This is a genomic window from Janthinobacterium sp. LM6 (assembly GCF_002002885.1).
Lineage (GTDB): Bacteria > Pseudomonadota > Gammaproteobacteria > Burkholderiales > Burkholderiaceae_D > Janthinobacterium > Janthinobacterium kumbetense.
The window spans coordinates 1,966,383-1,986,713 of sequence record NZ_CP019510.1 but is presented as its reverse complement, the minus strand read 5'-3'; the positions used below and the strand labels follow the sequence as shown (position 1 = coordinate 1,986,713).

Below are 20,331 nucleotides of genomic sequence, written 5' to 3'. Positions count from 1 at the left end.
GGCCGCGCCGAAATCCTGAGCGTGGGGTCATAACGGCATAAAAACAACAGCATAAGCATATCCAGAAAGAATCGTTAGCGCCGGCGGGCGCCTCCCTTAAGCTCATGGCAACTGTTTCCACACCGACACTAATCGAGCCCAAAGGACACCGCCTTGCATCCGCGCCATTCATCCGCCCCCGCCTCCCTTCCCGCCACGCCGCTGCGCGCCATCGTGCTGGCCTGCGCCATGCTGGGCGCACCGTCCGCCTGGGCCCAGGACGCGCAAGCCACCGCTGGCACAGGCACTGCCGCTGAAACGGCCGGTGCCGGCATCGACCAGGTCACCGTCGTCGGCTCGCGCGCGCGCAACCGCACGGTGTTCGACAGCAGCGTGCCCATCGACCGTTTCGGCGCGCGCGAAGTGAGCAATGCGCTGGCGACGGGCGACGTGGGCGCGGCCCTGCAAAACCTGTCGCCGTCGATCAACTTCCCCCGCATCGAGTCGAGCGGCGCATCGGACTCCGTGCGCGGCATCCAGTTGCGGGGACTGGCCCCGGACCAGGTGCTGGTGCTGATCAACGGCAAGCGCCGCCACACGAGCGCCGTGCTCGACACGGAAAGCAGCTTTGCCGGCACCGTGCCGGTAGACATCAACGCGATTCCGCCGAACGCCATCGACCATATCGAAATCCTGCGCGACGGCGCCGGCGCCCAGTACGGCAGCGATGCCGTGGCGGGCGTGATCAACATCGTGCTGAAAAAAGCCCGCACGGGCGGCACCGCTTCCGTCAGCTATGGCGCCAACCACACGCATTTCGACCCGACCGACCAAACCTTGACGGATGGCCAGACCGTCATCGTCAACGCCGACTATGGCGTGCCGTTGGGCGAGGCGGGCTACTTCCGCTTCGGCGTGGAAACGCGGCGCCGCTCACCCACGGAACGTGCCGGCCCCAGCGACGCGGGCTGGACTTCCTACAACTTCACACCCGCCGACCAGGCGCTCGACGGCAAGGTGGTGTTCAAGTCGGGCGACTCGCGCCAGCGCAACCACTATTTGTTCTACAACACCCAGCTCACCCTCGATAACGGCCTGGACCTGTACTCGTTTGCCACCCTCAACGAGCGCACATCGGACGGCAGCGCCTACTTCCGCTATCCGGGCGACCCGTCGAATGTACTGGCCCTGTATCCGCACGGCTACCGCCCCGTCACCAACGGCGACAAGCGCGACCTCAGCATCGTGGCCGGCGTGCGCGGCAGCTGGGGCGAGTGGAACTGGGACGCCAGCGCGCGCCACGGCAGCGACCGCTTTGACTACGGCGTGAGCCACTCCGTCAACGCCTCGCTGGGCGCTGCCAGCCCCACGCGTTTTAATTTGGCCGGCTTCGACTTCCGCCAGAACGCCTTGAACATCGATGCCACGCGCAGCATCGACATCGGCTTGCCCGCGCCATTGAGCGTGGCGGTGGGCGCCGAATGGATGCGCGAAACGTACCAAAGCTCGGCTGGCGACCCCGCCTCGTATGCGGCCGGCAGCTTCACCGATGCGCCGCCGGGCGCGCAGGCGGGACCAGGCTTGCGCCCATCGGACGCCTACGACGGCAGCCGGCAAATCCGCTCCGTGTATGCGGACATGGAAAGCGACCTCACGCCGCGCCTGCTGGTAGGCGCCGCCGCCCGCTATTCCGACTACAGCGACTTCGGCAGCGCCAGCACGGGCAAGCTGTCGACGCGCTATAAAGTGACGGACAATTTTCTTGTGCGCGCTTCGCTGTCGAACAGCTTCCGCGCGCCGGCCCTCGTGCAGACGGGTTTCCGCTTCGCCACCCTGAACTTCAACGCCGATGGCACGGCCCTGCAAACGGCGGCCCTGTTGCCGGCCAGCGACCCGCTGGCGCGCAGCTTCGGCGCGCAACAGCTGAAACCTGAAAAATCGACCAACCTGTCGCTGGGCCTGGCCTGGAAACCGGCCGCCGCCACCAGCCTGACGGTGGACGCCTATGTGATCCGCATCCGCGACCGCATCACGCGTTCGAGCGACTTGCAAAGCGACGCCGTCACCACCTACCTGGCCGCGAATGGCCGCAGCGACATCCAGTCCGTCGCCTACCTGGCCAACTTGCTCGACACGCGTACCAAAGGCCTGGACGTGGTGCTGAACCACGACCTGGCGTTCACCTCAGGCAAGCTGAACCTGAATGCGGCGCTGAACCTGAACAAGACCAGTCTCGACAAGGTACGCCAGAGTTCCACCGCGCTGGCCGCCATCGATCCCAGTCTGAGCCTGTTGACGGAGACGAGTTTGTTCCGTATCAAACATGCGTCACCCTCCAGCAAATTGATACTCGGCGCCGACTGGCAGGCGGCCGGCTGGGGCGTGCAGGCGCGCGCCACGCGCTTTGGCGAGCTGAAAGATTTTTCGTACGACAGCGATGCGCCCCTGATCGACGGCATCCCCGCACAACGCTTCGGCGCCGTCTGGTCGCTGGACCTGGAAGGTCAATTGAAACTGAGCAAGCAACTGACCCTGAGCGTGGGCGGCAACAATATCCTCGACCGCTATCCGCAGCGCGTGCGGGAAACGAATAACGCCACGTATGGCGGCGCCCTGCCCTACAATTTCATCAACCCCATCGGCGTCAATGGCGCGTACTTTTACGCTAAATTAAGCTACACATTCTGACACTGGATACAAAGGAAATCATGATCATCAAACGCCTCTCCCACCTCGTCGCCGGCGCCAGCCTGAGCGCCCTCCTGCTGTCGTCCGCCCAGGCTGGCGCGCCGCTGGTGCTGATGACGGACTTCGGCACGGCCGACGGCGCCGTGTCGGCCATGCATGGCGTGGCCTATGGCGTCGATCCCCAGCTGACTATTTCGGACCTGACGCACCAGATTCCCGACTACGACATCTGGCTGGGCGCCTACCGCTTGTACCAGACGGCCAATTACTGGCCGCAAGGCACGGTATTCGTTTCCGTCATCGATCCGGGCGTGGGCACGGCGCGCAAGTCGGTGGTGCTGAAAACCAAGGGCGGGCGCTACTTCGTGGGGCCGGACAACGGCCTGTTTACCCTGATCGCCGAGCGCGACGGCGTGGCCGAACTGCGCGAAATCGATGAAAAGGTCAACCGCCTGGCGGGCTCCGCCGAGTCGTACACCTTCCATGGCCGCGACGTGTACGCGTACGTCGGTGCGCGCCTGGCGTCGGGCGCCATCAGCTATGAACAGGTGGGTCCTCAATTGCCGAGCGAATCCGTGGTGAAGATCGCGTATCAAAAGCCTGTACGCGACGGCAACACCATTCGCGGCATCGTGCCCGTGCTCGACGTCAAGTATGGCAATGTGTGGACGAATATCCCGAAATCCCTGCTCGACGAATTGCAGGTGAAACTGCATGACCCGCTGCAAGTGCGCATCTTGCATAAGGGTAAGCAAGTGGCCAAGGTCACGGCGCCGTTCGAGCACACGTTTGGCGGCGTGGCCAAGGGCAAGCCCCTGGTCTACCTGAACAGCCTGCTCGACGTGGCCGTCGCCATCAGCCAGGGCGACTTTGCAGCCAAGCATCACGTCGAGTCGGGCGTGGATTGGGAAGTGGAAGTGAGCAAGGCCCCTGCCGCCAAATAAATCGTCTTGCGCGGCCAGGGCGTCCCGTCCTGGCCCACCTCGTATCCCTTGCGGATTTGCGCTACGTCAAACGCAGCGCTCTCCTTGTCTCCGCCAGCACCACGCCTGTGCAAGTCCGGTGAACCTGTACCGGCCCGCCTACTCTAAACCTTGCAAGCGATGCCAGCCTTGTTCCAGATGCGCAATCTGGCGAGGCATGCGTTTCCACGACAGTCTTTCACTGAAAAGGAACAATCATGACGGCTCCACTCCTGACCACCAGCAAGCTCTTCCTCGGTAGCGCCATCGTCTGTGCGCTGCTGGGTGGTTGCAACAAACGCAGCGATACCAGCACCACCGCCACGCCCGCCGCCACCGCTCCGGCAACACCGCCCGCCACCAGCGGCACGTCCGGCACCACGGGCACGACCAACCCGGACGCCACCACGCCGGCCACGCCAGGCATGGCACCGGGCACCACCACCAACCCCGATGGCACGACCACCCCGCCCTCCACCACGCCGCCTGGCAACGGCACGACACCGGGAACAGGCACAGGCAGCGGAACCACGCCGCCACCGCGCAACAGCTAGCGTGCCGCATCCTGGCCAACCGGGCCGGCAAAAAAAAAGAGCCTTCCGCGGAAGGCTCTTGAAATACCACGGCGCAGCGCAAGCTGGCCTTGGCCCGGTTTTACTTTTGCAGGCTGACCGACGCCGCCTTCGGCGTGCGGCGTCCCATCAGGAACAGCACGGCCTTTTTCAGCATGCGGTAGGCGAAGCGCACCAGCAGCAGGGTCAGTACGCACTCGATCAAGGTCAATAGCATGGCTACGGCCACGGGCATGCGCGCGGCGCGGCGGTGGAACTTGGCCACGGCGCCATCGCGGGCGATTTCGATGCTGTCATAGAAGGTCGGCACGACCAGCAGGGTCAGAATCGTCGAGGTGATGGTGCCGCCGATGATGGCGATCGCCAATGGACGGTAGAACTCGCCACCCTCGCCCAGGCCCAGCGCCACGGGGAACATGCCGGCGATCAGCGCGAACGTCGTCATCAGGATGGGGCGCAGACGCATGCGGCCTGCATACATCAGCGCGTCTTCGCGGCCATGGCCCTCTTCTTCGCGCTTGCGCGCCGCGTCCAGCAGCAGGATGGCGTTCTTGGCGACCAGGCCCATCAGCATGATGATGCCGATAAAGCTCATCAGGTTGAGGGTGTTGTTTGTGATCACCAGCGCCACCACCACGCCGATCAGACTGAGCGGCAAGGACATCATCACGGCCACCGGCGCCGTAAAGGAACCGAACTGCATGACCAGGATCAAATACATCAGGCCGATACCCATCACCAGCGCGATCAGCATTTCCGTGAACAGCTCTTGCTGGTCCTGGCCGGCGCCGCCCAGCGCCAGGCCGTAGCCGGGCGGGAAGTCGATGGAATTGGCCAGTTTCATGGCGTCGCTCGTCACTTCGCCGTTCGAGCGGCCCTGCGCATTGGCCGACACGGTGATCGTGCGCTTGCCATTCTTGTGCTCGATGCCGGACGGGCCCTTGCCCATGGTAATGGTGGCGATCTGGTCGAGCGGCACCATTTGCGAGGTACCCGTCACGCTGATCGGCAGGCGCTCGATGTTTTCCGACGCCACGCGGTCATCGGGGTGCAGGCGCACGGCCACGTCGCGCGTTTCGCCCGTCGGATCGACCCAGTCGCCCACCTCCACGCCGGCGAAGGCCACGCGCAACGATTGCGCCGCGTCATTGACAGAAATACCCATCGAGTTGGCCAGGCCGCGGTTGAGCTCGATCTGCAGCTCGTTCTTCGGGTCCTGCTCGGACAGGCCCACGTCGACGGCGCCAGGAATGGCGCGCAGCTTGTCCATGTAGGCATTCGTAATTTCCATCAATTTACGTGAATCCGGGCCCGTGAATTCCACCTGGATCGGCTTTTGCGAACCGTTGCTCAAGTCATCCTGCACCACGTATTCGGCGCCCACCAGGCGCGACATCTTCTCGCGCAGCTCGACGGCGATTTCCTTGGCCGAACGCTTGCGGGTATTGCGCTTGCCGATGTCGACATACACTCTTCCGCCGCCCGCATTGATGGAGCTGTTGGTATCCTTGGTTTCAGGCAAGGTACGCGCCAGCACGGCCGCCGCTTCCAGTTTCAGACGCGAATACTCGATGCTGCTCGACGATGGCGTGCGCACATTGATCATCAAGTTGCCCGAATCGGATGCTGGCAGGAAACTCGTGCCGCCATGGGTAGCGTGCAGAACAATAGCGCCCACCAGGCTGCCGAAGGCGATCACGGCCATCCAGCGGCGGTGATGCAGGGCCCAGGCGATCACGCGGCCATAGCGGTCGGCCTGGTGGTCGAACCAGTGGTTGAATTTTTCCAGTACGCGGCCGATGCCTTTTTTCGGCGCCGAGTGTTCCTCGACCGGGTCGCCCCAGTAAGCCGACAGCATCGGGTCGAGCGTAAACGAGATGCCCAGGCTGACGAGCACCGAGCACGTCACCGTCAAGGCAAACGGACGGAACCATTCGCCGGAGATGCCGGGCATGAACGCGACGGGAATGAAGACGGCGATGATGGAGAAGGTCGTGGCGGCCACGGCCATGCCGATCTCGGCCGTGCCTTCCAGCGCGGCCGTGCGGCGGTCCTTGCCCATTTGCATGTGGCGCACGATGTTTTCACGCACCACGATGGCATCATCGATCAGCACGCCAATGGCCAGCGACAAGCCCAGCAAGGTCATGAAGTTCAGGGTAAAGCCGCACAGCCACACGGCAATGAAGGCGGCAATCACGGACGTAGGCAGGCTCAGCGCCGTGATCAGGGTCGAACGCCACGAGTTCAGGAAGGCGTAGACGACGAAAATCGTCAGTACGGCGCCCAGCACCAGCGATTCGATCACGTTGTTCAAGCTATGCTGGGCGTTTTCGCCGCCGTCGCGCGTCACTTGCAGGATCGTGCCTTTCGGCAATGTCTTGTTGATTTCCGCCACCATGTCGCGGATCTTGTTGGCCACGCTGACGGTGGAGGCATCGCGCACGCGGGTGATCGAAATACCCACGTTGGGCTTGCCGCTGCGCATGCTCAGGCTGTTGACTTCGGCAAAGCCATCTTCGATGGTGGCCACTTGCGCCAGGCGCACGATTTCCTCGCCGCGGCGCTTGATTACCACTTTTTCGAAGTCGCTTGGCGACTCGATGCGGCCCACGAGGCGGATGCTTTTCTCGTCCAGGGTGCCGCGCACCTTGCCCACGGGCGCATTCGTGTTCTGGTTGCGCAAGGCGGTGACGACGTCGCTGACGGAAACATTGTATTCACGCAACTTTTCAGCCCGCAGCAGCACGGACAGTTCGCGCTTGAGCGAACCGCCCACGTTGACCAGCGCCACGCCATCGACGGTGCGGAAGCGGTCCGACAGCACGTCCTCGGCCAGGCGCGAAATTTCCGCATGGCTTTGCGTATTCGACGACAGGGCCAGCTGCATGATCGGTTCGGCAGCCGGATCGATGCGCTGCAGGATAGGCTCGCGCATTTCCGTCGGCAACTTGTAGCGCACGGCGGCAATCGCATTGCGGATATTGTCGGACGCTTCGATCAAATTGGTATTGAAGGAAAACTTCAGGAAGATGCTGGCCGAACCTTCATTCGAATCGCTGTTGACTTCGGTCACGCCGGAAATGCTCTGCAGCGACTTTTCCAGGCGGTTTACCACTTCGCGCTCGACCGTATCGGGCGATGCGCCAGGGTAAGGAATGCTGACGACGATGAACGGCACTTCGACGTCCGGATTCTGGTTGACGCGCAATTTCTTGAGCGCCAGCAAACCGACGCACATCATGGCCAGGATCAGGACGATGGTGGCGGTGGGCCGCTTGATACTGAAATCGGAAAGGAACATGGCTTAGTTTCCTTTACCGGCAACGGCGGTGCTGCTGCTGGCCACGGCGGCGGCTGGCACGGCCTTGGCGGCCGTCAATTCCACTTTCTGCCCATCCTTGAAGGTCGAGCCCGGCGTGCGCAGCACGGTATCGCCGCTGGCCAGGCCGCTTTGCACTTCCCACTGGCCCGTGCGCACGTCGCGCGCACCGATGCGCAAATTGACTTTATGCAAGGCCTTGTCCTTGACTTTCCACGTGTACGTGACGTCGCCCGCCTTCACCAGGGCCGAGTCGGGGATCATCAGCGCGCTGACGGTCTCCGTCTCGATGCGCCCTTCCGCATACAGGCCCGCCACGCGCGGTTGTTCCTTGTCATTGAAATCGACGAGCACGGCCACCTGGCGCGTGACGGCATTGGCGGCCGGATCGACGCGGCGCACCTTGCCCGCGAAATCCTGTCCCGGATAGCCATTGATGCGGAACAGCACGGGCTGGCCCACCTTGACGACGCCGATCTTGTCGGCCGACACCAGGCCTTCCAGGCGCATACTGGTTGGATCGATGACCTTGATCAATTCCTTGCCGATTTGCGCCGTATCGCCATTCGATACCTTGCGCTCGCTCACGATGCCGTCGAACGGCGCGCGCACGAGGGTGCGCTGCAATTGCTGGCGCGCTTGCACGGCGCGGCTTTTCGCGGCGGACAGATCGCTTTGCGCATTGTTGCGGCGGATTTCCGCGTCTTCCAGCGCCTGCGTCGAGGTCATGCCCGAAGCGCGCAGGGTTTTCATGCGCTGGAACATGCGTTCGGACTGCTCCAGCACCTGGCCGGCGGCGCGGCTGGCTTCCTCGGCCGAATTGAGGCCGTCGCGGATGGACGTTTCGTCCAGGCGCACCAGCACGTCGCCCCGCTTGACGATTTCACCGTTTTCCTTCATGACCTGGATCACCACGGCCGACACTTCGGCGCGCAAATCCGCGTTGCGCTCGGGCTGCACGGAACCGGTGATGACCGGCCCCGACGCCAGCGCATTGCTCTGGATGGTCAGCAAGTCTTCCGGGGACACGAGCAAATTGGCGGCAGCGCCCGCCTGTTCCTTGGCATTCTTGCCGCCCTTGCCGGGATCTTTGGACTCTTTGCCGCAGGCGGCCAGGGCAGAAGCGATTGCCAGAACAAACAGGGTTTTGCGCAACATGGGTAATTCTCCGGATAGATAGCACCACTACCGTTGCCGCGGCCCGGATAGGGCTGCAAGCGATAGCAAGCATAATATTTTTATTAAAACCACAAGCGCCAAAGTATCCATGAGCGCGTCCGGGCATGTCAATCGGCGGTTTCCTGTAATGCTTTAATCAATGGATGAAACGTAGTTTTTACGCCCTGAAACGCAAAACCCCGCCTTGAAGCGGGGTTTTGCGTTTCAGGGGAAGCGAACTTAGCGGGCAAAAACGGTGTTGATCAGGAAACCGATGGCCACGCCCGTGCACAGGCCGCCGGCGATTTCCACCAGGGTATGGCCCATGCGCTCGCGTAAGGTCTTGTGCGCGGGGCTGGCTGCTTCCTTGGCCAGGCGGTTGATGGCGGCCGCCTGCTTGCCCACGTGCTGGCGCAGGCTGTTGGCGTCGATGATGACGATGAAGGCCAGGGTCACTGCCACGCCGAAGGCGGGATGGCCGATGCCTTCGCGCAAGGCGATCAGGGTTGCCATGCTGGAAACGACGGCGCTATGGTTGCTGGGAAAGCCGCCATTGCCGACCAGGCCGAACGCCCATTGCCGCGTGCGGACACTGTTGATCAGGAATTTGATCGGTCCGACCAGGATCCAGGTGATCAGGGGCGTGACGAGGTAAGCGATATCCACGGGGTATTCCTTCTTATATATATGTCGAGAGTGTGCAAGAAACTGCGGCAGCCGGATGGGCGCGCCGCAATTATCGCAGATCGGCCGCGCCAGCAAAACTGTCTGTCGTCGCCCTATAAAACGCCGCCCCCGGCGGCAACTAATATAAAATCATGGCATATACAACAATTGACGTATATCAACACCGAGTGCGGCGCGTACAGCGGCGCGGATAATCAAACGTCTTTCATATTTGCAACGGGGTCCTCATGCGGCATTTCAGAATTTCCTTTTTAGTCACTTTTATCCTGATGGCTGTGTCAGGCTGGTGGGGTTACAGCCATGGCGGCATGCCGGGCCTGATCAATGCCCTGTGGATCACGGGCGTGCTGGGCATCATGGAAGTGTCGCTGTCGTTCGACAATGCCGTGGTGAATGCCTCGGTCTTGCGTCACTGGAATGAATTCTGGCAAAAACTGTTCTTGACGGTGGGTATCCTCGTGGCCGTCTTCGGCATGCGGCTGCTGTTTCCATTGGTCATCGTTTCCGTCGCCACGGGCCTGGGCCTCGTCGACGTGTGGACCATGGCCACCACGACGCCCGATGTGTACGCCAAGCACCTGACGGACAACCATGCGCAAGTGGCGGCCTTCGGCGGCGCCTTTTTGCTGCTGGTGTTCCTGAACTTCCTGTTCGACGACGAGAAGGAATTGCACTGGCTGGGCTGGGCCGAGGAAAAAGTCAACGCGCTGGGCACCGAAAGCCTGGCCGTGCTGATCACCATGGGCGCCGTGGCCGCCTGCGTGGCGATGGGTCCTGCGGAAGCCAAATACAGCGTGCTCGCGTCGGGCATCGTCGGCATCGCCGTCTACATCGGCGTGAACTGGATCAGCGGCTTGCTGGAAGAAGGCGAACCGGACTTGCAGGATGACGCAGAAGAAAACGCCGCGCCGGCCAGGAACGGCAACGGCGACCTGGTAAAAACCGTGGCGCGCGGCAGCATCGGCGGCTTCCTGTACCTGGAAGTGCTGGACGCCTCGTTCAGCTTTGACGGCGTGATCGGCGCGTTCGCCATCACCAACGACGTCGTCATCATCATGCTGGGCCTGGCCATCGGCGCCATGTTCGTGCGCTCGATGACGGTATACCTGGTGCACAAGGGCACCCTGGACGAATTCGTCTACCTCGAGCACGGCGCCCATTATGCGATCGGCATCCTCGCCTTGATCATGCTGGCGTCCGTCAAGTACCATATTCCGGAGTGGTTCACGGGCCTGTCGGGCGTGGCCTTCATCCTGGTCTCGCTGTGGTCGTCCTTGCGTTATCGCAAACGGCACGCGGCACAAGCTTGAAATCGGGGAGATCGTCCCCAATTGAGAGAGTAATGGCACGAGCGCCTTAGGCGCTCATTCCATGCAGGCATGTTTAAGTAAATTACTGAAAAGGAGCACCACATGGCAATCAGTTTGCAAAAAGGCGGCAACGTCAACCTGAGCAAGGAAGCACCGAACCTGAAGAAGATCATCGTCGGCCTCGGCTGGGATCCTCGTTCGACGGATGGCGCCACCTTCGACCTTGACGGTAGCGCTTTCCTCCTGAAAAGCGACGGCAAAGTCCGTGGCGACTCTGACTTCATCTTCTATAACAACCTGAAATCGACCGACGGCTCCGTCGTCCACACGGGCGACAACACCACGGGCGAAGGCGAAGGCGACGATGAGCGCATCGAAATCGACCTGTCGCGCGTGCCGGCCGACATCGACCGCATCAGCATCACCGTCACCATTCACGACGCCGACGCGCGCCGCCAGAACTTCGGCATGGTCTCGAAAGCCTTCATCCGCTGCCTGAACGCGGAAGGCGAAAAAGAAATCGCCCGCTACGACCTGTCCGAAGACAGCTCGACGGAAACGGCGATGATCTTTGGCGAAATCTACCGCTACAACGGCGAATGGAAGTTCAAGGCTATCGGCCAGGGCTTCAATGGCGGCCTGGGCCCTCTCGCACGCTCGTTCGGCGTGAACGCTTAAATTCACGCTCGTTAAACCTGCTGGCCGCTGATCGGGCGTGCCGGCGACGGTTTCCCGAGGTGAATTGCACTTTTGTCATATCATTACTGCCGCCTGCACAGATCAGGCGGCTTTTTTTTGGAGATTTATCATGCCAGTATTTAGTGTCACGGGCGACGTCGATCCTTTCCTCCACGTCAGCATGAAACAGGGCGAAACCATCTATTGCGAATCCGACGCGATGGTGATGATGGAAACGGCGCTGGACTTGAAAGGCAAGATGACGGGCGGCCTGGGCAGCGCCATCATGCGCCGCTTCGCGAATGGCGAATCGTTCTTCCAGCAGCATATCGAAGCGGTGCGCGGCAGCGGCGATTGCCTGCTCTCGCCGACCCTGCCGGGCGCCATCGAAGTGGTCGACGTGGGCGCGCGCCAGTACCTGCTCAACGACGGCGCCTTTGTCGCCGCCACCTCGGGCACGGAAATGAAGGTGCGCACGCAAAGCATCGGCAACGCGCTGTTCGCCCAGTCGGGCGGCTTCTTCGTCATGGAGACGGCCGGCACGGGACAAGTGGTGGTGTCGGGCTTCGGCTCCATGTTCCAGCTCGACGTCGAGCCGGGCAAGGACGTCGTGATCGATAATTCCCACGTGGTCTGCTGGGACAACAGCCTGAAATACGAGATTTCCGTGACCACGGGCGGCGGCGCCAGCGGCGGCGGCATCGGCGGCTTCCTCGGCAATATCGTCAACAGCGTGACCAGCGGCGAAGGCATCGTGCTGCGCTTTTCCGGCTCGGGCAAGGTGTTCATCTGCTCGCGCAACCGCGACGCCTTCCTCAAATGGACGGCCAGCGGCAAAGCCGGCTGATTCCCTCTCCTCTATAAGGCCAGGTTAAGTCTGGCCGCTTAGAATCCCCGCGCGCGCACCTGCGCGCGGCTTCCCCTATTTCCACCCGGTCCCCGTACATGCAAAGAGTCTGGTTCAACAAAACATTTTCCTCGGTCGGCACGGCCATGCGCCTGATCCGCGAAGCCGATATGGCCGCAACCGGCGGTGCGCCCCGCTATCACCTCGTGTGCAGCAATACGAACGCGCACGCGGCCGCCTTTTTGTCGGCCCACGAATACGCGGTCGAACCGTCCGGCCTCACGGGCCTCGATTATGTCGAGTGGTGCCTGGAATTTTGCCGCGACCGGGGCATCACGATTTTCTGGCCCGGCAAGGAAGCGGGCCTGATCGGCAGCGCCAGCGCGCGTTTCGCCGCCATCGGCACGCGTGTGCTCAGCGTGGCCAGCGAAGAGACACTGACCTTGATGCATGACAAGGCGCGCTTCTGCGACGGCCTCGATCTGCCCATGGCGCGCCCGGCCGACTACCGCGCCGTGACCACCATCGCGGAATACGACGCCGCCTGCGCCGAACTGCGCCCGCTGCATCGCAAGCTGTGCATCAAGCCGTCCGAATCCGTGTATGCCCTGGGCTTTGCCATTCTCGATGAAGAGCGCACCAGCGCCCAGCTGTTGCTGGCCGGCGCCGCCTACCAGATCAATGCGCAAGAGCTGCGCAACGGCCTGGCGCAGATGGCATCGTTCAAGACCCTGCTGCTGATGGAATACCTCGATGGCCACGAGTACAGCGCCGACTGCGTCGCCGACCAGGGCAAGCTCATTTGCGCCGTGCCGCGCAAGAAGCTGCATGGGGGCGGCAGCGGCCAGCTGATCGAACTGCGCGCCGACCTGCTGGCAGCCTGCGACAAACTGGCGCGCGACTACCGCCTGAACGGCGTCTTCAACATCCAGTTCCGCGAAGGAGCGAATGGCCTGGCTTTGTTGGAGATCAATCCGCGCATGTCGGGCGGCATCGGCATGGCGTGCGCGGCCGGCCCCAACCTGCCCTACCTGGCGCTGGCCGGTTTCGACCAGGGCTTTGACAAGCTCACCGTGCCCGCCATCCAGGAAGGCATGCGCGTGGGCGAAGCCGCCTACGCCGTGGAGCTGCCATGAACCTCGTCAAGCAGCAGATGCCCACGGGCGAACTGACCTTGAAAGTGGACGAGGCGCGCTTTCCGCTGGACTGGCTGATCGGCTTTGCCGCGCGCGCCAACGCCAAGCGGGGCTTTTTGTTCCTGTCCAAGGTGCTGGGCAAGCACTGGCCCGTCACGCCGCGCGCCATGCAAACCATCCACGACGACCTGGCCGCGCAGATTCCCCCCAGCCTGCCCGGTCCCGTGGTCTTCATCGCCATGGCGGAAACGGCCGTCGGCCTGGGCCAGGGCGTGTTCGAGGCGTGGCTGCGCGCCAATCCGAATGGCAAGGCCCTGTTTTTGCACAGCTCGCGCTACCGCGTGGGCACGGTGCCGTTCTTCGAATTCGAGGAATCGCACAGCCACGCGCCGCGCCAGTTCCTGCATTTGTCCGATGCTGCCAGCGCCCTGTTTTCCACGGCGCGCAGCCTGGTGCTGATCGACGATGAAGCATCGACCGGCAATACCTTCGCCAACCTGGTGCAAGTGTGCCGCGCGCGCTATCCGCAGCTGGAAAAGCTGCACCTGGGCGTGATCACCAATTTCATGGGCCAGGCAGCCAACGGGGGCTTGAGTGAGCGTTTCGGCCTGCCCACCAGCATAGGCGCGGCGCTGTCCGGCCAGTACGCCTTCCAGGCCGGCGCTGCGCCAGCCCCCGTGGCGGCCAGCGCGCAGCGCTTCGAGGCGAATGCGGAACGGGGCGCCAGCCCCGCGTTTGGCCGCATCGGCGTGGGCCGCGCCCTGGCGCCGCCACAGGGCCTGGCGGTGCAGCTGGCGCAGGAAATCGGTGCCGGCGACTCCGTGCTGGTGCTGGGCACGGGCGAATTCATGCATCCGTCGTTCCTGCTCGCGCGCGAATTGGAAAGCCTGGGCAAGAACGTGGTGGTGCAATCGACCACGCGCTCGCCCATCCTGTCGTGGGGCTCCGTCGGCCACATCGTCCGCTGCGACGACAATTACGGCGAAGGCATCGCCAATTACCTGTACAACGTGGCGCCTGGCCAGTACCAGCACGTTCTCATCTGCCATGAAACCCCGGCCAGCCCGGCCCTCATGCAACTCGCCGGCCAGTTGAATGGCCGCCTGTTCCACTTTCTGTCAGAGACCCAAATTGAAGAAATTCCTGTTTGTTGATCTGGACGACACACTGTTCCAGACCCCGAAAAAATGCGTCGGCGAGACCGACCTGCAGCCGGCCGCCTATCTGAAAAATGGCGACGCCTGCTCGTTTACGACGGCGCGCCAGCGCGCCTTCTTTGACTTTGCGCAAAGCGGCATGACCCTGATTCCCGCCACGGCGAGAAATGGCGACGCCTTCCGCCGCGTCGACCTGCCGTTTACCAGCTACAGCGTGCTCGATTACGGCGGCATCGTGCTGCAGCCGGGCGGCGCGCTCGACGCGGGCTGGCTGGCCCTGATGCAGGACGACATGCAGACGGCCTTGCCCGGCCTGCGGGACGCCATGCGCATCATCGACGATTTCCAGGCCAGGACGGGCATGCCCTCGCGCGCGCGCCTGATCGAGGACTACAACACGCCGTTCTACATCGTCGTCAAGGACCATGAAGCGCGCGGCGAGCGCCTGGCCGACATCGAAGAGCAGGTGCTGCAACAGTGGATCGCCACGGAAGGCAGCGACTACTTCATCCACCGCAACGGCAACAACCTGGCCGTGCTGCCGAAGACCTTGAACAAGGCGCGCGCCGTGGCCTACCTGCGCGCGGAACTGGAAGCCGAACACGGCCCCATCGTCAGCTTCGGCATGGGCGACAGCCGTTCGGACGCCCGCTTCATGGCCGCCTGCGACTACGCCATCATCCCCAACGGCACCCAGCTGGCGGCACTCACGGTGGCGGCGCTATGAGCGACAGCACGCAGCATTTCAGCGGCAGCTACCGCCAGGAAGACGTGGAGTTTCTGCTCACGCCGATGGCGCTCGAACCGATCCTCGACCTGGCCGAAAAAGAGCGTTTGATCCAGTCGGGCCAGCGCCACTACAGCGAGATGCTGTCGCCGGAATCCCTGCCCTCGCCCGCCTACCTGGCCCTGTTCCAGAGCGCATTTGCGGCCAACCGCCTGCAGATGGCGCGCGACTGCCTGCGCCTGGCCGCCCTGATCGCGGCACGCCGTGCCGGCCCCGTCACCCTGGTGTCGCTGGCGCGCGCCGGCACGCCCGTGGGCGTCATCCTGGGCCATTTGCTGCGCCAGGTCTTCCAGCGCGAGTGCAGCCATTATTCCGTCTCCATCATCCGCGACCGCGGCATCGATGCGAATGCCTTGAAGCACATCCTGGCGCAGGGCCATGCAGCTGAATCCCTCGTCTTCGTCGACGGCTGGACGGGCAAGGGCGTGATTTCGCGCGAACTGCGCCAGACGGTCCACGATTTCAACGCGGCCAATGGCACGGCCATCGACGGCGGCCTGTTCGTGCTGTCCGACCTGGCCGGCACGGCCGCCTGCGCCGCCTCGGCCAGCGACTACCTGATCCCGTCGAGCATCTTGAATGCCACCGTTTCGGGCCTGGTCAGCCGCTCCGTGCTCAATGAAGCCATCGGCCCCGAGGACTTCCACGGCTGCGTGTACTACGCGCAGTTCGAGCAGCACGACCAGTCGCGCGCCTTCGCCGACGGCCTGGTGGCCGACGCCATGGCGATTGCCGCCAGCAGCGGCATCCCGCTGGCCGAAGCGAGCGACGCGCCAGCCATGGCGGCCCGCTCGCAAGCCTACATGGCCGCGGCGCAGCAAGAATACGGCATCAGCGACATCAACCTGATCAAGCCAGGCATCGGCGAAGCGACGCGCGTGCTGCTGCGCCGCGTGCCCGAGCGCCTGATCGTGCGCGACACGAATGCGCCGGACGTGGCACATTTGCTGCTTCTGGCGCAGGAAAAAGCCATACCCGTCACAGTAGAACCGGCGCTGCCTTACCAGGCGGTTGCCCTTATCAGGAGCGCAGTCGATGGATAACAACTCCCTACACCCGCAAAGCGAGCACAAGGCGGCGCTGGGCGCCTCCATGTATGTGCCGACCACGCACAAGGACTTGCTGGCGATCGCCAATGGCGACAAATTCAGCCATTTGCGCTCGGTCATCCTTTGCACCGAAGACGCCATCGCCGAACGCGACCTCAGTTACGCGCTGTTCAACCTGTCGCTGGCGCTGCAAAACATGGCCGACGAATCGGATACCTTGCGCTTCGTGCGCGTGCGTAACCTCGAGGTGCTGGCGCGCGTGCTGGCCATGCCCGGCGCCGACAAGTTGAGCGGCTTCGTGCTGCCGAAATCGACGCGCCACAATTTCGCCGCGTATTTCGACCTCGTGCGCCACACGCATCACCTCTTGATGCCGACCTTGGAAACGGCGGAAGTGTTCGACGACGAGGAAATGAAGCAGTTCCGCATCATTTTGTCGGCGCCGGAAGTGCGGCGCCGCATCCTGGCCCTGCGCATCGGCGGCAACGATTTATTAGCCCTGCTGGGCTTGCGCCGCCCCACCAGCGGCACCATCTATTCAACCCCGCTGGGGCAGGTCATCGGCCGCCTGGTGACCATCTTCAAGCCGCACGGCTTCCAGCTGACGGCGCCCGTCTTCGAGCACCTGTCGCAAGGCAGCTGGCTGGACGCCGAAGTGGCGCAGGACATGGCCCACGGCATGATCGCCAAGACGGCCATCCACCCGGACCAGGTGCCGCAGATCGAACGCCATTACCAGGTGGCGCAGTCGGACATCGAACTGGCGCTGCGCATCATCGATCCGGACAGCCCGGCCGTGTTCCGCATGCAGGAATCGATGTGCGAAGTGGCCACGCACAGCAGCTGGGCGCAGCGCATCATCGAGCAGGCGCGCCTGTTCGGCATCCGCCACGCGGCCGACACGGCGCCGGCGCACGTACCGACTACCTCATTGACTCAACTCTCAAGCGACGAAGGGATTGCACGACCATGACCAATTTCACACGCGGACAAAAAGGCAAACTGGCTGACCTGGGCTTGAATGGCCCGTTTGCCGTCACGCTCGATATCGTATCGGGTTCGATGGAAGTGGACGTCAGCTGCTTCGGCGTCGATGCGGCCGGCAAGCTGTCGGACGACCGCTACATGGTGTTCTACAACCAGAAAAGCGCGCCGGACAACGCCGTCACGGTGGACTTGAACGGCCCCCGCTCCACCTTCCAGGTGGACCTCTCCCGCCTGCCCGCCTCGATCGACAAGCTGGTCTTCACGGCGGCGACGGAACAGGGCAGCATGCGCGCGCTGGGCAATTCCAGCATGGCGCTGGGCCAGGCAGCCACGTTTGCCTTCACGGGCACGGACTTCCAGGACGAGAAAGCCGTCATCATCGGCGAACTGTATCGCCGCGACGGCAGCTGGCGCTTCGGCGCCGTGGGCCAGGGTTTCGCGGGCGGCCTGGCGGCGCTGCTGAAGCACTTCGGCGGCAGCGAGGCGGCGCAATCGTCCCCGGCGCCGGCCCCCGTGCCTGCGCCAGCGGCACCGCCGCCGGCGAATAAAATCTCGCTGTCGAAGATCCGCCTGGAAAAGCGCGGCGACAAGATTTCGCTCGACAAGCGCGACAGCGGCGGCTATGGCCGCATCCGCGTCAACCTGAACTGGAACCAGAATGCGTCGCAAGGCCAGGCGCCCGCCTCGAAACTGGACACGGGCTTCCTCGGCAAGCTGTTCAACAAGCCGGCCGGCCGTTCCGGCGGCATCGACCTCGATATCGGCTGCCTGTTCGAAATGAGCGGCGGCGCCAAGAGCGCCGTGCAAGCGCTGGGCAACAGCTGGGGCGCGTATGACCGCCCGCCGTACATCCACCTGGAAGGCGACGACCGCACGGGCAGCGTCAGCAGCGGTGAAAACATCTTCATCAACGGCACCCATTTCGACCAGATCAAGCGCGTGCTCGTGTATGCATTCATCTACGAAGGCGTGCCGAACTGGGCTGCCACGGATGGCGTCGTGACGATCGAAATTCCCGGCCAGCCAACCGTGGAAGTGCGCCTCGACAGCGACAGCCAGCACGCCATGTGCGCCATCGCCATGCTGGAAAACCACGGCGGCAACCTGCAGGTGACAAAATTGGTGGAATACTTCGGCGGCCAAGGTAAAATCACGGCGCACCAGGCCATGGACGAGCGCTACAACTTTGGCCTCAACTGGAAAGCCGGCCGCAAAGACTGAGGGAACGCTTAAAAAAGTCCATGGCGGCGTTGCATTGCCTTGCCGTACTAATCGTACTGTCTTCGGCAATGCGCCTTGCCCTGAACATTTTTAAGCATCCCCATTTTTTTACTTAGACAACCCTACCATGACCCCAACGACCAAAAAAGTCACCTTCGCCTTCGCCATCTTCCTCGTGGCCGGCTTCCTGCTGCTGGCAGCCTACACATGGATGGCCCTGAGCTTCTCGTACTCGGAAGGCGAACGGGCGGGCTACCTGCAAAAATTCTCCAAGCGGGGCTGGATCTGCAAGACATGGGAAGGTGAATTGCTGCTGACGGCGCTGCCGGGCACCATCCCGGAAAAATTCCAGTTCAGCGTGCGCGATGAAGAGGTGGCGAAGCAATTGACGGCGGCCGCCGGCAAGCGCATCCTCGTCACCTACAGCCAGCACAAGGGCGTGCCCACGCAATGCTTCGGCGAGACGGAATATTTTGCCGATAAAGTCGTATTGAGCCAGTAATAAGACAGCAATACGACCGCAAGTCCAGCAATCCCGCGCCGGCCAGCCTTTCCAGGCCGGCGCCTCACACATTCCACTTTCTTGTACACTTGTGACGAGTTCTGGCTGAACAGTTTACAAATGTAGTCAATGTGCAAGATTCTTGTGCCATCGCATGTCGCTCCGCCAGCCGATCATTAGCGTGTATTCACCCGTCACTGGAAACGTCATGCGCATACCATTCATCGCCCTGGCGCTGCTGGCCGCCTCGCACCCCCTGTCCGCACAGGCACAGGACATCTCCGGCATGGCCGGCGCCCTGAAAGTCAATTCGACCAGTGAGCGCACCTTTGTGGCCGCCATCAGCTACACGCAGCCGGTGGGCAACTACAGTGCCGTGAGCCTGTCCTACATCAATGAGGGGCATCCGCAAGACCATCACCGCGACGGCATGGCGGGCCAGGCCTGGCTGCGCACGAAAAAAGTGGAGCAAGGCCTGATGCTGGGCGCCGGCGTGGGCCGCTACTTTTTCTTCGACACGGCCAGGACCGACGACGGCCTGCACAATTTCGACAATGACCACGGCTGGGGCTCCATCGTCAGCCTGCAGGCGCGCTGGCAATTCGACAACCGCTGGTATGCGCAAGCGCAAATCAACCGCATCAAGCCCGACGGCAAGGACAACACCACGCACCTGCTGATCGGCGCCGGCTACCGCTATGACGGCGTGCCCGGCGCCAAGCTGCACTTGCAGAACTGGGCGTACGACGACACCTTGACCTTGGCGACAGGCCACACCATCGTCAACAGCCTGCGCTCCGAGTCCTCGCGCCCGTTCACCCTGGAATACCGGCGCGCGGCGGGAAAATACGTGGACTGGAGCGTCACCGCCCTCGATGAAGGCGACACCGACCTGGCGCACCGGCGCGGCGTGGCCGCCCAGCTGTGGCTGATCCGTTCACTGAATGAAAAGGTGGAATTCGGCATGGGCGGCGGCCCCTACGTGGCATGGGACGGGCGCGACAGCCAGGGCCACAGCACGCGCCTGACAGGCTTGCTGTCGGCCGTGGCCCGCTACCACGTCAACCGCCGCTGGGTGGCGCAAGTGGCGTGGAACCGGGTCATCACCGATTACCACCGCGATGCGGATGTGATTTTGGTGGGGGTAGGACGGAAGTTTTGATGGAAAAACGTAAAAAATCTCGCTCTTCCACTAAAGTAACGATACCGAACAAAACCGTAGCGAGCGGCAGTGATTTGTGGCTGAGAAGCGCAACCGTACTTCCAGTACGGTGAGCATCGCCAGCCGC

Annotated in this window: 17 protein-coding genes; 14 read left to right on the top strand and 3 right to left on the bottom strand. The window is 62.9% G+C overall.

Features of this window, described 5'->3' with window-relative positions; genetic code table 11:
• The first annotated feature begins 153 nt into the window (after window positions 1–153).
• The 3 genes from BZG29_RS08765 (at window position 154) to BZG29_RS27680 (ending at window position 4,183) form a co-directional block, all read left to right on the top strand.
• On the top strand, window positions 154–2,667 hold the full coding sequence (locus BZG29_RS08765) for a TonB-dependent receptor (protein ID WP_253192830.1): 2,514 nt from the start codon (window positions 154–156) through the stop codon (window positions 2,665–2,667).
• Between the two features lie 20 nt (window positions 2,668–2,687).
• On the top strand, window positions 2,688–3,611 hold the full coding sequence (locus BZG29_RS08760) for an S-adenosyl-l-methionine hydroxide adenosyltransferase family protein (protein ID WP_077401253.1): 924 nt from the start codon (window positions 2,688–2,690) through the stop codon (window positions 3,609–3,611).
• Window positions 3,612–3,847: 236 nt separating this feature from the next.
• A complete protein-coding gene (locus BZG29_RS27680; RefSeq protein ID WP_150130836.1) occupies window positions 3,848–4,183 on the top strand; it encodes a hypothetical protein in 336 nt (111 codons plus the stop codon).
• Window positions 4,184–4,283: 100 nt separating this feature from the next.
• On the opposite strand, the gene BZG29_RS08755 is transcribed toward BZG29_RS27680, so the two are convergent.
• The 3 genes from BZG29_RS08755 to BZG29_RS08745 all read right to left on the bottom strand — a co-directional run bounded on the left by BZG29_RS08755 (window position 4,284) and on the right by BZG29_RS08745 (window position 9,347).
• Window positions 4,284–7,505, bottom strand: coding sequence for an efflux RND transporter permease subunit (locus tag BZG29_RS08755; RefSeq protein ID WP_077401250.1), 3,222 nt, complete (start codon window positions 7,503–7,505; stop codon window positions 4,284–4,286).
• Window positions 7,506–7,508: 3 nt separating this feature from the next.
• Window positions 7,509–8,681, bottom strand: coding sequence for an efflux RND transporter periplasmic adaptor subunit (locus tag BZG29_RS08750; protein WP_077401247.1), 1,173 nt, complete (start codon window positions 8,679–8,681; stop codon window positions 7,509–7,511).
• Window positions 8,682–8,921: 240 nt separating this feature from the next.
• Window positions 8,922–9,347, bottom strand: a complete 426-nt coding sequence (locus BZG29_RS08745; RefSeq protein WP_077401244.1) for a divergent PAP2 family protein — start codon at window positions 9,345–9,347, stop codon at window positions 8,922–8,924.
• Window positions 9,348–9,595: 248 nt separating this feature from the next.
• Here BZG29_RS08745 and BZG29_RS08740 point away from each other — a divergent pair, with 248 nt between their 5' ends.
• The 11 genes from BZG29_RS08740 (at window position 9,596) to BZG29_RS08690 (ending at window position 20,204) form a co-directional block, all read left to right on the top strand.
• Window positions 9,596–10,678, top strand: a complete 1,083-nt coding sequence (locus BZG29_RS08740) for a DUF475 domain-containing protein (RefSeq protein WP_077401241.1) — start codon at window positions 9,596–9,598, stop codon at window positions 10,676–10,678.
• A 102-nt stretch (window positions 10,679–10,780) separates the two neighbouring features.
• Complete coding sequence (locus BZG29_RS08735; protein WP_034785104.1) at window positions 10,781–11,356, top strand: TerD family protein; 576 nt, start codon at window positions 10,781–10,783, stop codon at window positions 11,354–11,356.
• Between the two features lie 130 nt (window positions 11,357–11,486).
• Window positions 11,487–12,203, top strand: coding sequence for a TIGR00266 family protein (locus BZG29_RS08730; RefSeq protein ID WP_035826041.1), 717 nt, complete (start codon window positions 11,487–11,489; stop codon window positions 12,201–12,203).
• Between the two features lie 98 nt (window positions 12,204–12,301).
• Window positions 12,302–13,339: an ATP-grasp domain-containing protein gene (locus tag BZG29_RS08725; protein WP_077401238.1), complete on the top strand. Its 1,038-nt coding sequence runs from the start codon at window positions 12,302–12,304 to the stop codon at window positions 13,337–13,339.
• Window positions 13,336–14,493, top strand: a complete 1,158-nt coding sequence (locus tag BZG29_RS08720; protein ID WP_077401235.1) for a phosphoribosyltransferase domain-containing protein — start codon at window positions 13,336–13,338, stop codon at window positions 14,491–14,493. The genes BZG29_RS08725 and BZG29_RS08720 overlap by 4 nt, the downstream gene beginning before the upstream one ends.
• Window positions 14,471–15,223, top strand: coding sequence for an HAD family hydrolase (locus BZG29_RS08715; protein WP_077401232.1), 753 nt, complete (start codon window positions 14,471–14,473; stop codon window positions 15,221–15,223). Before BZG29_RS08720 ends, BZG29_RS08715 begins: the two co-directional genes overlap by 23 nt.
• On the top strand, window positions 15,220–16,326 hold the full coding sequence (locus BZG29_RS08710) for a cysteine protease StiP family protein (RefSeq protein ID WP_077401228.1): 1,107 nt from the start codon (window positions 15,220–15,222) through the stop codon (window positions 16,324–16,326). The genes BZG29_RS08715 and BZG29_RS08710 overlap by 4 nt, the downstream gene beginning before the upstream one ends.
• Window positions 16,319–17,305, top strand: a complete 987-nt coding sequence (locus BZG29_RS08705) for an HpcH/HpaI aldolase/citrate lyase family protein (RefSeq protein ID WP_077401225.1) — start codon at window positions 16,319–16,321, stop codon at window positions 17,303–17,305. Before BZG29_RS08710 ends, BZG29_RS08705 begins: the two co-directional genes overlap by 8 nt.
• A complete protein-coding gene (locus BZG29_RS08700) occupies window positions 17,302–18,540 on the top strand; it encodes a TerD family protein (RefSeq protein ID WP_077401223.1) in 1,239 nt (412 codons plus the stop codon). Before BZG29_RS08705 ends, BZG29_RS08700 begins: the two co-directional genes overlap by 4 nt.
• Window positions 18,541–18,667: 127 nt before the next feature.
• Window positions 18,668–19,042, top strand: a complete 375-nt coding sequence (locus BZG29_RS08695) for a hypothetical protein (RefSeq protein ID WP_046682297.1) — start codon at window positions 18,668–18,670, stop codon at window positions 19,040–19,042.
• A 208-nt stretch (window positions 19,043–19,250) separates the two neighbouring features.
• On the top strand, window positions 19,251–20,204 hold the full coding sequence (locus BZG29_RS08690) for a hypothetical protein (protein WP_253192829.1): 954 nt from the start codon (window positions 19,251–19,253) through the stop codon (window positions 20,202–20,204).
• The last annotated feature ends 127 nt before the right edge of the window (window positions 20,205–20,331 follow it).

Coding starts and splice junctions, on each gene's coding strand:
- BZG29_RS08760 (WP_077401253.1), top strand. CDS start 2,688: ATGATCATCAAACGCCTCTCCCACCTCGTCGCCGGCGCCAGCCTGAGC.
- BZG29_RS27680 (WP_150130836.1), top strand. CDS start 3,848: ATGACGGCTCCACTCCTGACCACCAGCAAGCTCTTCCTCGGTAGCGCC.
- BZG29_RS08755 (WP_077401250.1), bottom strand. CDS start 7,505: ATGTTCCTTTCCGATTTCAGTATCAAGCGGCCCACCGCCACCATCGTC.
- BZG29_RS08750 (WP_077401247.1), bottom strand. CDS start 8,681: ATGTTGCGCAAAACCCTGTTTGTTCTGGCAATCGCTTCTGCCCTGGCC.
- BZG29_RS08740 (WP_077401241.1), top strand. CDS start 9,596: ATGCGGCATTTCAGAATTTCCTTTTTAGTCACTTTTATCCTGATGGCT.
- BZG29_RS08735 (WP_034785104.1), top strand. CDS start 10,781: ATGGCAATCAGTTTGCAAAAAGGCGGCAACGTCAACCTGAGCAAGGAA.
- BZG29_RS08730 (WP_035826041.1), top strand. CDS start 11,487: ATGCCAGTATTTAGTGTCACGGGCGACGTCGATCCTTTCCTCCACGTC.
- BZG29_RS08725 (WP_077401238.1), top strand. CDS start 12,302: ATGCAAAGAGTCTGGTTCAACAAAACATTTTCCTCGGTCGGCACGGCC.
- BZG29_RS08720 (WP_077401235.1), top strand. CDS start 13,336: ATGAACCTCGTCAAGCAGCAGATGCCCACGGGCGAACTGACCTTGAAA.
- BZG29_RS08710 (WP_077401228.1), top strand. CDS start 15,220: ATGAGCGACAGCACGCAGCATTTCAGCGGCAGCTACCGCCAGGAAGAC.
- BZG29_RS08705 (WP_077401225.1), top strand. CDS start 16,319: ATGGATAACAACTCCCTACACCCGCAAAGCGAGCACAAGGCGGCGCTG.
- BZG29_RS08700 (WP_077401223.1), top strand. CDS start 17,302: ATGACCAATTTCACACGCGGACAAAAAGGCAAACTGGCTGACCTGGGC.
- BZG29_RS08695 (WP_046682297.1), top strand. CDS start 18,668: ATGACCCCAACGACCAAAAAAGTCACCTTCGCCTTCGCCATCTTCCTC.
- BZG29_RS08690 (WP_253192829.1), top strand. CDS start 19,251: ATGCGCATACCATTCATCGCCCTGGCGCTGCTGGCCGCCTCGCACCCC.